General features: G+C 53.6%; 11 protein-coding genes. 4 read left to right on the top strand and 7 right to left on the bottom strand.

Annotation, left to right across the window (positions count from 1 at the left end):
* The first annotated feature begins 7 nt into the window (after positions 1-7).
* On the top strand, positions 8-1,855 hold the full coding sequence (locus DFQ01_RS28470; RefSeq protein ID WP_245946920.1) for an ABC transporter ATP-binding protein: 1,848 nt from the start codon (positions 8-10) through the stop codon (positions 1,853-1,855).
* Here the strand turns inward: DFQ01_RS28470 and DFQ01_RS28465 are convergent.
* From DFQ01_RS28465 to DFQ01_RS28435, 7 genes are all read right to left on the bottom strand, one after another.
* Entirely contained in the window at positions 1,845-2,417 is a 573-nt protein-coding gene (locus tag DFQ01_RS28465; RefSeq protein ID WP_110047323.1) for an NADPH-dependent FMN reductase, read from the bottom strand. The two genes, DFQ01_RS28470 and DFQ01_RS28465, sit on opposite strands and share 11 nt — an antisense overlap.
* Positions 2,418-2,631: 214 nt before the next feature.
* Positions 2,632-3,288, bottom strand: coding sequence for a response regulator (locus DFQ01_RS28460; protein WP_110047322.1), 657 nt, complete (start codon positions 3,286-3,288; stop codon positions 2,632-2,634).
* Positions 3,285-5,174 (bottom strand): GAF domain-containing sensor histidine kinase, encoded by a 1,890-nt coding sequence (locus tag DFQ01_RS28455; RefSeq protein ID WP_245946919.1) that lies wholly within the window; start codon positions 5,172-5,174, stop codon positions 3,285-3,287. The genes DFQ01_RS28460 and DFQ01_RS28455 overlap by 4 nt, the downstream gene beginning before the upstream one ends.
* Positions 5,175-5,187: 13 nt before the next feature.
* Entirely contained in the window at positions 5,188-6,459 is a 1,272-nt protein-coding gene (gene ilvA / locus DFQ01_RS28450; protein ID WP_110047321.1) for a threonine ammonia-lyase IlvA, read from the bottom strand.
* A gap of 458 nt (positions 6,460-6,917) precedes the next feature.
* The gene (locus DFQ01_RS28445) at positions 6,918-8,492 is read right to left on the bottom strand and encodes a hypothetical protein (protein WP_110047320.1); all 1,575 of its coding nucleotides are present in this window, start codon (positions 8,490-8,492) and stop codon (positions 6,918-6,920) included.
* Positions 8,489-9,193, bottom strand: coding sequence for an ABC transporter ATP-binding protein (locus DFQ01_RS28440; protein ID WP_110047319.1), 705 nt, complete (start codon positions 9,191-9,193; stop codon positions 8,489-8,491). Before DFQ01_RS28440 ends, DFQ01_RS28445 begins: the two co-directional genes overlap by 4 nt.
* A 2-nt stretch (positions 9,194-9,195) precedes the next feature.
* Positions 9,196-9,591, bottom strand: coding sequence for a GntR family transcriptional regulator (locus DFQ01_RS28435; RefSeq protein ID WP_245946918.1), 396 nt, complete (start codon positions 9,589-9,591; stop codon positions 9,196-9,198).
* A 191-nt stretch (positions 9,592-9,782) separates the two neighbouring features.
* On the opposite strand from DFQ01_RS28435, the gene DFQ01_RS28430 reads away from it, so the two are divergent.
* The 3 genes from DFQ01_RS28430 (at position 9,783) to DFQ01_RS28420 (ending at position 14,121) form a co-directional block, all read left to right on the top strand.
* On the top strand, positions 9,783-10,793 hold the full coding sequence (locus tag DFQ01_RS28430) for a LacI family DNA-binding transcriptional regulator (protein ID WP_110047317.1): 1,011 nt from the start codon (positions 9,783-9,785) through the stop codon (positions 10,791-10,793).
* 1,270 nt (positions 10,794-12,063) lie between these two features.
* The gene (locus tag DFQ01_RS28425; protein ID WP_110047316.1) at positions 12,064-13,107 is read left to right on the top strand and encodes a LacI family DNA-binding transcriptional regulator; all 1,044 of its coding nucleotides are present in this window, start codon (positions 12,064-12,066) and stop codon (positions 13,105-13,107) included.
* A gap of 99 nt (positions 13,108-13,206) precedes the next feature.
* Positions 13,207-14,121 (top strand): ABC transporter permease, encoded by a 915-nt coding sequence (locus DFQ01_RS28420; RefSeq protein ID WP_110047315.1) that lies wholly within the window; start codon positions 13,207-13,209, stop codon positions 14,119-14,121.
* Positions 14,122-14,184 lie beyond the last annotated feature (63 nt).

Here is a 14,184-nt window from a genome sequence, read left to right as displayed (position 1 = left end):
AATGGAATTGGCACAAATTTATCTGTTTATCCGCAAGCTGCATCATTTTGCTGGCGTCAAATTGTATATCAGCTTTATCGGCATGTTACTGTGCAGCGGACTCGAAGGTGTAAGTATTTTGCTGCTTGCGCCTATGTTGAACGTTCTTGGACTCTTCGATTCGACCTCTTATCAAATCCCGTATATTTCTTCGCTGGCTGCGCCTCTATCTCATGTGTCGGAGGACTATCGTCTCCCGTTGTTGTTAGCATTGTTCGTTCTATTGATTATGATCAAAACCTATCTGGACCGCGTGTTCGCGATTATGGACGCCCGGATCGAGCAAGGGTTTTATCGTCAATTGCAGCTAGAGGTGTATCAGGGGCTGATGCTGTCCAACTGGTCATTTTTTCTCCGCAAACGTAAAGCCGACTTCATTCATATTGCCACCTCGGAGCTGCCTCGTGTGAATTACGGTGTTTATCAATCGCTTAACTTATTCGCGACCTTCTTGTTTACTATCGTTCAAGTAGGCATTGCATGGATGCTCTCGCCATCGCTTACGGGAGGCGTTCTATTATGCGGTATTCTGCTCGCGCTCTATTCGAGAACATTCGTCAAGAAATCAAGAAGGCTTGGCGAGGAAGCAACCAAGCTGTATCAGCAGTATTATGCAGGGATGACGGATCATCTGAACGGCATGAAGGACATTAAGAGCAACGGAATGGAAGAGAAGCATATTTCGTGGTTTCGATCCGTCTGTGAGCGAATCGAGAACAATAGCATTGTTTTTACACGAGTGCAGACGACTTCCGGCGTTTACTATAAGCTGGCCTCAAGCTTGCTGCTGGCGGGATTCATTTATATGGCCTATGCGGTGCTGAAGGTCGAGCCTGCGAAGCTCATTTTGATCTCCGTTATATTCTCGCGTTTATGGCCCAAGTTCGCCACCCTGCAGTCCAGCTGGGAGCGCCTGGCGCAATCGCTGCCTGCCTTCACTACCTTGGCTAATCTGTTGAAGGAATGCGAGGCTGCGAAAGAACTGACACTGGCAGATCTACATCTCGATGACAAAGCGCCGCGTATGACGCAAGGAATCGAGTGCCGTGGATTGTATTATCGTTATGGCGATAACAAGACGTACGCGCTTGATAATATAAATCTCTACATTCCAGCTAATAGCATGACGGCGATCGTCGGTAAATCTGGGGCTGGAAAAAGCACGCTGATCGATACGCTCATCGGAATGGTGAAGCCGGAGAGAGGCGAGGTACGGATTGACGGACGTCCGCTTATTAGCGCCGAAGGCGAAAGCGGGAACGGAAACGGCAGTCCGTTTGCGTTCCGGCAAACGGTCAGCTACGTCTCCCAGGAGCCGTTTCTATTCCATGCAACGTTAAGAGAGAACCTGCTCATTGCCGCACCGGATGCATCGGAGGCACAAATGTGGGAAGCGCTGAAGTTCGCGGCTTCGGAGGAATTCGTTCGTCGTCTGCCGCAAGGGCTTGATACGGAGCTGGGCGATCGCGGCATTCGGCTCTCCGGGGGAGAACGTCAGCGGATCGTGCTCGCAAGAGCCATTTTGCGCAAGCCGTCCGTCCTTATTCTTGACGAGGCGACGAGCTCGCTTGATAGCGAGAACGAGGCGCATATTCAAGCTGCGCTGGAGAAGCTGAAGGGGAGCATGACGATAATCGTCATCGCACATCGGTTGTCGACGATCCGCCATGTGGATCAAGTCCTCGTGCTTGAGCAGGGAAGACTGATCCGCCAAGGCGGCTATCAACAGCTGGCTGCGGAGTCAGACAGCGTGTTCGGCAAGCTGCTCAGCTATCAGCAGACCGGCTATGCTGCGGCTTCCGTTTCTAGCCAATGACACGGGACGTTGCTGTGGCTGGACGCTGCAGTTTTGATGCCAGGTCTGCGAACGTATCGAGCGCACGATGAATCCGATCATAAATGCCGGCATGATTCTCGAAGTCGCCGCCTTGTTCGAATGCCTCGCGCTGCGATCCGCCGACAGAGATCCATTCCGGGCTGTTGATGCCATGCAGATTGCGAATAATCGCCTGCAGCTGCTGAAGCGAGCTGACGCCAACCGGACCGCCCGCCGTGCTGATGGATAAGACGGTTTTGCCGCTGAAATGGGACTGTCCGAGGAAGTCGAGCGCGTTCTTCAGCACGCCTGAGAAGCTGCCATGGTATTCAGGGGTTGCGAGAATTACGGCATCCGCCGCGAGCATCGCTTGCTGCAGCGCTGCCGCTGGCTCGCTTGCTCCAGCGTTAAGGTCTGGGGAATAGAGCGGCAGCGGCTGTGCGTGCAGATCGAACAGTCGAACCTGATGGCCTTGCTGAGCCAGACGTTTGCCTGCATAGTCGGCTACCTTCGTGCTTGTTGCTCCTTGACGATTACTGCCAGCAATAATAACGATTTGCATGGCTTACTCCTCCTCCGTTAAGCGCATTGGCTTAATTTCTATGTAGCCTTATCGTAACGGATTTGAAGCCTTGCAGCGTCAGTGGTAAGGATGATTATGGAAGAGGTTGTTGTTCGGCTTCGGTTGCAGTCCTTTCTACGACTTTCGTCGTAGAAAGGCTGAAAGCGTGTGGGAGTTGAGAAGCGGGAGGGCACGGCCTCTTGGAACCGTGCTCCTAATCGAGGCCGTGTTTCACAGCGAATATTGCAGCTTGCGTACGATCAGCGAATCCGAGCTTATCGAGCACGTGGCTGACATGCGTCTTAACGGTTTTCTCTGTAATCGTCAGCAGATCACCAATTTCCTTATTGCTCTTGCCTGCGGCAATGAGCCGGAGCACCTCCATCTCGCGTTTGGTCAACTCGGCCAGACGGGAGGAGGAGGTGTCTTCGTCGTTGCTTACGGCTTCCTGCGTGGAGAGCAAATTCATCAATCGAACCGCAGCATCGGGATGCAGCTCGACCTGTCCCTGCCATACGCGCCGAATGGCGCGAACGAGTTCATCCGGTTCTATATCCTTCAGCAGATACCCCTTGGCGCCAGCGCGAATCGCAGGGAGGACGTGGTCCTCGTCTGAGAAGGACGTCAGCACGATGACCTTCACATTCGGATGGGACTGCTTTAGCCGTTTCGTTACCTCAATGCCGTCTAGGATCGGCATATGCAGGTCCATCAGAATCATATCGGGCGACAGCTCGTTCGTCCGATCGATCGCTTCCTGACCGTTCGACGCTTCGCCGACAATGCGCAGATCGGATTGGGTCGATAGGAACATTTGCAGACCTTTGCGCACCATCGCGTGATCATCGGCAAGCAGAAGCTTGATCGTCATCGTTCGTTCACCTCACTCCCGTTGGATCGATCGGACGCAAGAAGCGGAATGGTCACTTCGACGGCTGTACCGCCGCTGTGTCTGCGCGAGATCGAGATCGTTCCGCCAAGCGCTTCCGCGCGCTCGCGCATCGTCGATAAACCAATCGAGGTAGCCGTGCCTCGCAGCTTCGGGCTGCCTTCCGGCATTCCTTTGCCTTTGTCGGAAATTTGAAGCGTCACTTCTTGGCTCGTTATCATCAGCGTCACATCGGCAGATGTTGTGCCGGCATGCTTGCTGACGTTGTTCAGTGCCTCTTGGCCGATACGCCATAACGCATCTTCGATCGGGCGAGGAAGTGTACGTACGCCATCAAGCTGTGTATGAATACGCAGACCAAGCCGCTCGCCGTATTCACGAAGCGCCGTGACGAGTCCAGCTTGCAGCTCGGAAGGGCGAAGCTGAAGAATAAGCGAGCGCATCTCCTTCAGCGCGCTTTGCGATAAACTCTGCAGATCGCGGACGGCTGCCAGTGCAGCCTCCGTATCCGGCTCCGGGCCGGTCAGCAGGCTTTCGACGCCGCGGGAGGTCATCGACAACGAGAAGAGCAGCTGGCTGACCGAATCATGCAGATCGCGAGCCAGCTTATTGCGCTCTTCGATCCGGGTCAGCTCCTTGCGATGATCGGCAAGCAGCGTACTCTCCAGCGCTCCCGCGATATGCTCGGCAAGCGCTTCGAGAATCGGGCGGTCCTCTGCCTTAAGATCATCGCGCTTCGTGCTGCCGATGACGAGCACGCTGTAGCCGATATCGCCGAATGGCAGCGGGATAGCCGCAGCCTTCGCCAGCTTGGTCGATGGCCGGCGTTTGCCGTCGCCGGTTTCACGAACGAGCAGCAGGGCAGCCTCTTCGGCAGCGACGGTCCTCAGTCGACGGTTTGTTACAGCTTCACCCAGCCAGCCCGCTTGTTCGAGCGTCATACGCTCAGTCAGCTCGAACGATTCATCACACAGGTAAGTGGAGCGCAGCGAGAGCTTATCACCAGTGGACTCATAGAGCGCGGCGATCGGCCACTGGAAGTGCTCGCCGATCAGATGCAGCGCTGCCTTCGCCACCGGCACCAGATCGGAGCATCCGCCGGTCCGCCCAGTGAGCGCGCGGCTGAACTCGTCCAATCGAGCGAACATTTCAGCACGGCGCTGCTCAGCGGCATACAGATGAATGCGTTCGATGGCGCTGCCCATTTGGAAGGCAACGGATTGGAGAAGCGCAAGCTCCTCATCGGTGAAATGTACCTTCCCTGGAGCAGCCACATTGAGCAGTCCGACGAGCTCCTTGCCCGTTCGCAGCGGCACCGTTGCATGATGAGTGATGCCTTGCGTATCGCCCCAGCGGAAGGTAACCGCGTCCTCAAGCCGCTTGCAATTCAGAATGTTGATGGCATTGACGAGTCGGCCATCCCAATACCGATCGAGACACCAGCAGGAGCCATGATTCATCCGCTTGCCATTGTTGCCGGTCAAGGCAGGAGGGAGATTCTGCTCCGCAACGCAGCGGAAGTCCATATAGCGGTCGGATAAGAAAATCCAGCCGGTCGTCAGCCCCGTCAGTTCCAGCAGCTTCTCGAGCACCGAATGCAGCATAGAAGATAGCTCATGCGATTGATTCAGCGTCTCGGCAATTGCCTTGAGCAGCACCATTTCGTGTACGCGATGCTTCGGCATAATGAGCGAAGAGGAGCCAGGTGCCAGCGCAGCCTCCGCACATCTCTTATCTTCATGAATCGAAGCGTTGATTGCCTTCTCACATTCGTCATCGCACTCGACTTGGATGGAATCCGCGCGGTTATGATCGCGTCCTGGCTGCTCATCTTCGCTGCGCAGAGCCCCCTTATCCGGTGATGCCATCGTCCATTCCTCCCTAAATCAACAAATTAAACAGCAGTGGATCTTTGTTCAGCTCGTAGAACGTCAATCCTTTGGCATACATCCGTTCCATGAGTGCGGCATAATCTTCCCGGTGCTTCAGCTCTATGCCAACGAGCGCCGGTCCGTTATCTTTGTTGTGCTGCTTCGTATATTCGAATCGTGTAATATCGTCATTCGGGCCAAGCACATCATCGAGAAACTCGCGCAAGGCGCCTGCACGCTGCGGGAAGTTCACCATGAAATAATGCTTCAACCCTTCATAAATAAGCGAGCGTTCCTTAATTTCCTGCATCCGGTCAACGTCGTTGTTGCCGCCGCTAATGACGCAGACGACCGATTTGCCTTTGATTTGATCCCGATACAGGTCCAGCGCAGCAATCGGAAGCGCGCCTGCCGGCTCAGCGACGATCGCATTCTCATTGTACAGGTCCAGCAGCGTTGTGCATACTTTGCCTTCTGGAACGACCAGCACATCGTCAACGAGCTCTTGGCACACTTCGAACGTCAGATCGCCGATCCGCTTAACGGCAGCGCCGTCCACGAACTTGTCGATCTCATCAAGCGCGACGACCTTGCCTGCATTCAGCGAACGCTGCAGGGAAGGGGCGCCCTTCGGCTCAATGCCGACGACGCGGGTTGTAGGGGAGACAGCCTTCACATAAGAAGCAACGCCTGCCGCCAGACCGCCGCCGCCTACTGTAATGAATATATAATCGGGCGAGCGTTCCGCCGCCTCCATAATTTCCATGCCAATCGTGCCATTGCCGGCGATGATCTTCGCGTCGTCGAAGGGGTGGATGAAGGTCATTCCCGTCCGTTCGCTTTCTGCGACTGCCTGTGCATACGCATCATCGAACGTATCGCCAACAAGCACGATCTCTACCTCTGAGCCGCCGAAAAAGGATACCTGCTTCACCTTCTGACGAGGCGTCGTGCTTGGCATATAGATTTTGCCGCGAATGCCGAGCGTGCGGCAGGAGTAGGCTACGCCTTGCGCATGATTGCCTGCGCTGGCGCAGATGACGCCGTGCGCAACCTGCTCCGGCGACAGCGATCGGATCATATGATAGGCGCCGCGAATTTTGAACGAACGGACAATTTGCAGGTCCTCCCGTTTCAGGTAGACGTCGCACTCATAGCGCTCGGACAGCACACGGCTGTGCTGAAGCGGCGTACGCGTCACGACCTCTTTCAAGTGCAGGTGGGCTTGCATGATTTCTTCGAGTGAAACTTTGCGTGATTCGTGACTGCTCGGTGCGTTCATCTGGCGTCATCCTTTCAATGGCTCATAGCCCATAATAGCATTGTACACAAAAAAATCTCGTCCCTCATAGGGACGAGATTAACTCGCGATACCACCCTTGTTCTGCTATCTTAGCGTAACGCACGGTATGCCTTCTGCAGCAGGCGAGTGACCGAACGCTTATCGTCATAGACAGCAACACTTTGTCGCGTACGTGTTCATACGCGTTCCCTATAACGGGGGACGGCCGTCCGCGCTTACAGCTCGACAATGTTGAGCTTCTGGTTCAGCACGGCTTCTCGGGGAGGATGTTCGATCCGAGCGCACACATCGGCTTTCAGCGGCTGCCGACTCTCTGGGGAGTGCGTGATACGGTGAACGTGTTCCCTTCGTTGAATGTAACATGTCATCCTCTTGCAATTATGCTTCGTTTGGATTGGTAATGTTATACTCCCGTCTGAACATTTTGTCAAGCTGTGTTATTTGGTAACCCCGGATCGCCGAGCAAGTTTGGCCTGTGACGCCAGCATGGAGAAGGCCATGCCGCGTGTCGAGATGACGAATAGGACTAAGGCGAATGGAAGGCCGATCACAGCGAAGAGGCCAAGACCAATCCATAACGAATGTGAAACCCCTGCTGTCGGAAGCGATTCAGGCAGCACGTACTGATTGAAGAGCATAGGCGCAACATAGGACAGCATCATGAAAGGCAGCCCGATGGCAGATAGTACCGGATATTTCGCGGTGCTGTACTGCACGTGGCTGACAAGTGTCCCGAATATGATGTAAACGGTGAACAGGAGCAGGACATAGGCTGCAGTGTATAGGCTATTGCTCGTTCCAATGGAATCCGGACGGTTCACGATATAGCGGATACCTGCGCCGACCGCTGCGGCGAGTAAGGCACCTCCCAGCCACAAGGCGGTAGTCGCCCATATCGCCAGTAGGCGGGAGAAAGCGAGCTTAAGCCGGCTGTAAGGGAAGCCAAGCATCCATTCGAGTCGGCGTTTGCCCATATCGTTCGCATACGTGAGCGTCATATGCGTAATGATGAAGATGCTCGGAATGACGAGAATAGCCCGAATCATGTCAATCCATTCGCTGTTACTGAGGGAGAAATAGCCGCCGACCATAATAGCTAACACAAGAATACCTCTAACGAGCTGCAGCCACTTGTTAGCTGCAATGCTGCGATGTCTGGAGCGCTCCAATTGAAACAGGCTGCGGAAGCCGGCTGCGGTTGGACGACCGCGGACTGTGCGTTGTGCGGCGCTCGCAGGCCGATGCAGATGGACCAAGGCTTTACCTGGTTCATGTGAGGCAAGGCCTTTCATTGCAACCTTCGCGACACCGACAATCGCAACGTGATACAGAATCCATCCGAGCAGCGCCCCGGCACAGGCATACAGCAGCACCATTGGCGTTTGCAGCCAACGATCGGTTTGCACTTCACCTTGAAGCAGACTGCCCAGATTTCCCATCGGGAACCCCCAAAGGACGAGGTAAGGGAAGATGAGAAGTCGATACCATCCGTGTAAGGCGATAGGCGCGAGAGTGGCAAGGCATGTGATCAGCAGGACGATGGCGGCGAATAGCAATCCGTACGAAGCGGCGTCGGCCCATAGACGTCCCAAGCTCGCATGGAATGGCGATTCCGTCAGAACGGCAGCGCTGAAATTATGAACCGTCACAATGAGCCAGATCGCCGCAGCGATATGCGCGTTCAGCCGAAGAGAGGCGAGCAGCTTCGCTCGCACAAGCGTGCGGCGATCCAGCGGAAACGTCAGCCACCACTCTTGGAATGGCTGAGACGGTTGTTGAAGGGCGCGAATACTCATTGGCGCAATGAAGGAAACCCAAGCAAGGGAGACGCCTAGCACATAGACGGCTTCCGGCTCATAGCGGTCTCCGAATCCGATGCGGCATGCAAAGATCGCGATGATAATGCCGAGTACCCAATAGGATGCCGTTTTCTTTGTTGTAGGAAGGTAGGGGGTAAAAGCGCTGTGCTCGAACTCGACGATCGGACTAAAAGGACGTTGGCGGCGGCTCATGCGAACACTTCCCTATAGCAGGATTCAACGGAACGGCCGTCATCGCGAAGCTTCTCCGTATCGTATACGCCCTTGATCGTGCCGTCGCCGATCAGAATAATGCGGTCGAACATCGATTCCATCTCGCGGATGTCATGCGTAGCAATAAGGAAGGTGCGGTCGCCGTCAGCCGTTTCTTCCGCGATTGCGGAGGAGATGCGCTCCCGCGACAGCAGATCGACGCCTGTGAATGGTTCGTCGAGTATAACGAGCTTCGTCCGCCGCGATAAGCAGGTTAACAGCTGCAGCCGAGCCTCTTGACCGCGCGACATCGTCCCAATGCTCGTGGAGCGGTCTACCTCCTGCTTGCGTACCCACTCGCGTTCGAGTGCAATGTCCCAGTCCGGATAGATGCCGGCTGCATAGCCGAGCCATTGATCGGCTGTCAGCCAATTCGGCAGGTGCCCGCGATCCGGCAGGAACGACAGCTGTCCGAGCGTCTCTACGCCAGGCTTGCGTCCAAGCACTTCGACAGTGCCGGCCGTAGGCTCTAGGATGCCGATTAGAATGCGCATTAGCGTCGATTTGCCGGCGCCGTTCGGCCCGAGCAGACCAACGATGGAGCCGCTCTTTGCAGCGAACGTGACATTGTGCAGTGCTTTCTTTTTCTTGAAGGACATCTCAACAGCTGTGCATTGGATCGTTATCGTGTGGTCCATCATGATTATTCCTCCTCTTTGGCTAAGGCAATGAATTGCTCAAGCGTCATGCCGATCGATTGCGCGAGCTCTTCCAGCCGCGCAACAGCGGTGCGTGCCAGATCACGGCGTGAGCGCGAGATGGCAGCTTCCTCATTCGTGACAAATGTGCCTTGTCCGCGATACGTGACGAGCAGCGACAGTCGTTCCAGCTCTTGGTAGGTTTTCATGATGGTTGTTGGGTTGACGCGCAGTGAGGCAGCAGTTTCGCGGACAGAGGGGAGCCTAGTGCCTGGCGCCAGCTGGCCCTTGGCAATCATCGCGCGTATCTGTTCGACGAACTGCTCATACAGCGGGCGGGACGGATCGATCTGGAAATCGTCAATCCGCCAAATCATATCTGGGGGCATCGAATCGTTCACCGGCCCTTCTTTGTCTGAAGTGTATGGGTACAGACCATACACTAGATATTGGAAACAGTGTATCATGCATCACCGTACACTGCAAGGGGCGAATGCCAGCTAAGTAGGGTAGTTGAGCTCATATGCGCTAATAGGTTGATATCGCTAGATTTAAAGCCTATAATTTTTAGAAAAAAGACAAGGTTGATTGTATGGACAATAAAATCGTAGATGTCGCCAAGAGGGCCGGCGTATCGGCTGCTACCGTATCGCGTGTGTTGAACGACAGCAGCCTTGTGTCGGAGAAAACAAAGCAGAAGGTACTCAAGGCGGTTGAAGAGATGGATTATCATCCGCATGCGGCTGCCAAGCAGCTGCGCTCCCAGCGTACGATGACGATCGGCGTCATCGTGCCCGACATTATCGTTTCTTACTTCTCGGAGATCATCAAAGGAATCGAGAATGCGGCGTATGCCCGCAAGTACAAGGTTATTATTTGCGACTCGGACAACGAGCTGGAGAAGGAGATGGAGTATCTCGGCCTGCTGTCCAATCGGACGGTCGACGGCATGATTCTCGTCACCCCGTTCGTCAGCGATGACATTATTAAGGACTACTCCCAGAAAGGGTATACCCTTGGCGTCATCGGCAGAGCGATTGATGATGAGGTCATTCTGAGCTGCAAGACGAACAATGTGCAGTTCTCGGAGGCGGCTGTTCGCCATCTGATCGAGCAGGGGCACAAGCAGATTGCTTATATCGGCGGCTTTTCGGATTCGATGGAAAACTATGAGCGGATGGAAGGCTACTTGAAGGCGCTGAAGGATAACCGCATTCCTTTCAAACCAGGACTTATTGATTCCGGACACTTCATGGAAAGCGGCGGATACGAAGCAACGCTGCGGCTGTTCGAACGCCAAGAGCCGTTCACCGCTGTATTTACCGCTAATGACGAGATGGCGCTCGGCGTATACCGGGCTTGCCGGGAGAGGGGGGTTCGTATCCCAGAGGACTTGGCCGTTGTTGGTGTCGACAACAACCGGATCACGGGGTACATCGTGCCTCCGCTCAGCACGGTAGAACAGCCGAAGTACGAGATGGGCGTCTGCCTGGCGGAGAAGCTCATCGATCAGTTGAACGACTTGAACGCGAGCGAACAAAATAAATACGTCATTGAGTCGAGGCTTATTGTACGTGACTCCTCGAATTATTTGCGGAATTAAGATTAATCGCGGCAAGCGGCAGAAGAGCTGTCTCCGGCACACTAGATGTGCTGGGGACGGCTTTGTTTGTTTCGAGGGAGGGGCGTCTTCGGCAGATTAAGTGCACGGGGGCCGACTATTTGTTTCGAAGGAAGGGCGTCTCCGGCACATTAAGTGCAATAGCGGCAGCCGTTTTTTTAATGTCGGCGTTCATAGGCCCGCCCTTCAGCCTGCGGTCTCCCGCCCTTCAGCTTGCGGTCTCCCGCCCTTCAGCCTGCGGTCTCCCGCCTTTCAGCCTGCGGTCTCCCGCCTTATTGCCGCGTTGCTCTCGTTCTAACGGACTCAGCAGACGCTATTGGCACGAATTTACTGCATGATTGTGGCTAACGGACTGAGATGGCGCTATTCGGTGCTTTTGGCGGTTAATTCAGCATTAGAAACCCAAATAAGCTCATATGAGTCCGTTAGCGAAAGAATAGGCGATATAAGATGCGATAGAGTCCGTAGGGTCCGTTAGCGCAAGAAGTTGCAAGAGGCTGATGGTGTCCACACAATGTACATTAGTGTTTGTTAGCGCAAGAGGCTGATGGTGTCCACACGATGTACATTAGTGTTTGTTAACGCAAGAGGCTGATGGTGTCCACACAATGTACATTAGTGTTTGTTAGCGCAAGAGGCTGATGGTGTCCACACAATGTACATTAGTGTTTGTTAGCGTAAGAGGCTGATGGTGTCCACACAACGTATATTAGTGTTCGCTAACGCAAGAGGCTGATGGTGTCCGCAACGCACAGTGGTGTTCATTAGCGCATGGAGCTGATGATGTTCGTGACCTTCGCTGATGCCCGTTAGCACAAGGGGCTAAGTTTGTGTTATGAACGTAGGTGGTCAGTCCCGTACATGTCGAGCCGCAAGGAGCGAGTAGGCGAATGGTAAGGATGGAAGAACGAACGAACGAGCAAGCAAGCATGCTTGCTTGCGAATGACTTTGAATGGTTGTTATCTTGTACGCAGCGTGATGGTCAGGCGTTCTATCTAGTCCGGTGGCACCAAAAGTGGAAGTGTGGAAGGGTACGCAACGACCGAAATATAAGCTTTTTCGACTAAAAATGATATCGATTTCATTTAGGACTCGTTCGATCCTCCTCGAAAACCCCTATAATACCGCTTAAATCAATTCATTTGTACCAAATCGTATCTGAAACAAAACATTTTTTGAAATTTACTATTGTAATCGATTTCAAAAGTTGCTACTATCAGATTATCAAAACGGACTAAAGAAAGTGATGCGATGAACGAGAGCAAAATCATCGATGTTGCGAAGCGGGCAGGCGTATCTGCCGCAACGGTTTCTCGGGTGCTGAATCAAAGCGGACTCGTGAAGGAAAAGACGAAGAAGCGGGTGCAGCAGGCGATTGAAGAGATGAACTATACGCCCAATGCGATGGCCCAGAATCTACGGTCTAGAAAGACGATGAAGATTGGCGTCGTCGTCTCCGATATCGAGGTTTCCTACTATGCGGAGATTATTAAAGGGATCGAGAACATGGCCAATTCGCTCGATTACAACATTATCATTTGCGATGCTCAGAACCTGAAGACGCGAGAGTATGACTACGTATCGCTGCTGCAGAACCGGACCGTGGACGGTATGATCTTCGTCACGCCGTTGATGAACAACAAGGAGCTGATCGCGCTTGTCGAGGACGGTTATAGCATTGCGGTTATCGGACGGTTCATCGAGCACGAGCAAATTCCATGCGCCTTCACCGATAACGTGAAGATCGGCAAGGATGTTGTCGATCATTTGATCGAGCAGGGACATGAGAAGATTGCGTTTCTAAGCGGCTATGCCGATGCGATCGACAGCTATGAGCGTCTAGAGGGTTATATGAAAGCGCTTAAGGAAGCGGGAATGCCGTTTATTCCAGAGCTGATCGATAACGGTGACTTCAACGAGTCGGGCGGCTATGAAGGATTTCTAAGGCTGCGCGAGCGCAACGCTGATCTAACAGCTGTGTTCGCGGCGAACGATGAGATGGCGCTGGGCGTGTACAAAGCATGTAAGGAGCTGCTCATCCAGGTGCCCGAGCAGGTGGCGGTTGTCGGTGTCGACAACATCCGGATTACGAGGTTCATTACGCCGAATCTCAGCACAGTGGAGCAACCGAAATACGCGATGGGTGCGCTGCTTACGGAGAAGCTGATCGACCAGATGAACGGCAATGAGTTTCAAGATAAGCGGTACTTCAAGGTCGAGTCGAAGCTGCTTGTTCGAGAATCGTCATTGTTTGCGAAGCATCGATCGGCCGAGGAACAGCTGGGGCCAGGGTAGTCGGATAGCCGGCCAGCAGCAGTGATTTGTAAGGCTTTTTTTAAAGGTAAAAAAGAAATCGATTACATTTTGACGAAAGACGTAACGGAGGTGTCGGGTATGAAAAGCTTCTTCCAGGAACTGAACCGAAACAAAACGCTGTTCCTTATGATTGCACCAGCTTTATTGTTCTTCATCGTCTTCTCCTACGTCCCGATGGTAGGCGTCTACTACGCCTTCACAAGGTTCGACTTCGCCGGGGGACTGTTCGGCAGCGAGTTCATCGGCATGAAAAACTTCGAGTTCCTATTCAACTCAGGCGTGTTATGGAACCTCACGAAGAATACGGTTTTGTACAACATCGCCTTCATTCTGATCAGCAATATGCTTCAGCTGCTGTGCGCGATTTTTCTCAGCGAGCTGCCTGGCAAGCTGTTCAAGAAAACGACGCAGTCCGTTATGTTCCTGCCGTTCTTCGTTTCGTTCGTTCTGGTTGGCGCATTCGTCTTCAACCTGTTCAACTCGGACAACGGCGTTATTAACACGGTATTGCAGCAGCTCGGCATGCAGCCTTACGACTTCTACGTCCATACGGCGCCTTGGAAATATATCATCGTCTTCTTCCACGTCTGGAAAGGTCTCGGCTACGGTACGGTCATCTATTTGGCGGCTATCATGAGCATCAGCGACGAGTACCATGAGGCGGCGAAGATCGATGGCGCGAACATTTTTCAACGGATCAGACACATCATTATGCCGATGCTCGTTCCGACGTTCATTCTGCTCATTTTGCTCAGCCTCGGCGGCATTCTGAAAGGCCAATTCGATCTGTTCTATCAAATCATCGGCAACAACGGCATGCTCTACAATTCGACGGACATTATCGATACGTACGTGTACCGCTCGCTCGCCGTCAACTTCGACATCGGCATGGGTACGGCAGCAGGCTTGTATCAATCGTTCTTCGGCTTCGTCCTGATCATCACGGTCAACTACATCATCCGGAAGGTGCGCAGCGACTACGCGCTGTTCTAAGCATAGGCTTCCGTTGCGGCTTTTGCTGCATATCACACCGTAGGTCGGTGTGAGGCTACCGCA

The organism is Paenibacillus cellulosilyticus (assembly GCF_003182255.1).
Lineage (GTDB): Bacteria > Bacillota > Bacilli > Paenibacillales > Paenibacillaceae > Paenibacillus_T > Paenibacillus_T cellulosilyticus.
This window is presented reverse-complemented; position numbering and strand designations above follow the sequence as displayed.

Coding starts and splice junctions, on each gene's coding strand:
- DFQ01_RS28465 (WP_110047323.1), bottom strand. CDS start 2,417: ATGCAAATCGTTATTATTGCTGGCAGTAATCGTCAAGGAGCAACAAGC.
- DFQ01_RS28460 (WP_110047322.1), bottom strand. CDS start 3,288: ATGACGATCAAGCTTCTGCTTGCCGATGATCACGCGATGGTGCGCAAA.
- DFQ01_RS28455 (WP_245946919.1), bottom strand. CDS start 5,174: ATGGCATCACCGGATAAGGGGGCTCTGCGCAGCGAAGATGAGCAGCCA.
- ilvA (WP_110047321.1), bottom strand. CDS start 6,459: ATGAACGCACCGAGCAGTCACGAATCACGCAAAGTTTCACTCGAAGAA.
- DFQ01_RS28445 (WP_110047320.1), bottom strand. CDS start 8,492: ATGAGCCGCCGCCAACGTCCTTTTAGTCCGATCGTCGAGTTCGAGCAC.
- DFQ01_RS28440 (WP_110047319.1), bottom strand. CDS start 9,193: ATGATGGACCACACGATAACGATCCAATGCACAGCTGTTGAGATGTCC.
- DFQ01_RS28430 (WP_110047317.1), top strand. CDS start 9,783: ATGGACAATAAAATCGTAGATGTCGCCAAGAGGGCCGGCGTATCGGCT.
- DFQ01_RS28425 (WP_110047316.1), top strand. CDS start 12,064: ATGAACGAGAGCAAAATCATCGATGTTGCGAAGCGGGCAGGCGTATCT.
- DFQ01_RS28420 (WP_110047315.1), top strand. CDS start 13,207: ATGAAAAGCTTCTTCCAGGAACTGAACCGAAACAAAACGCTGTTCCTT.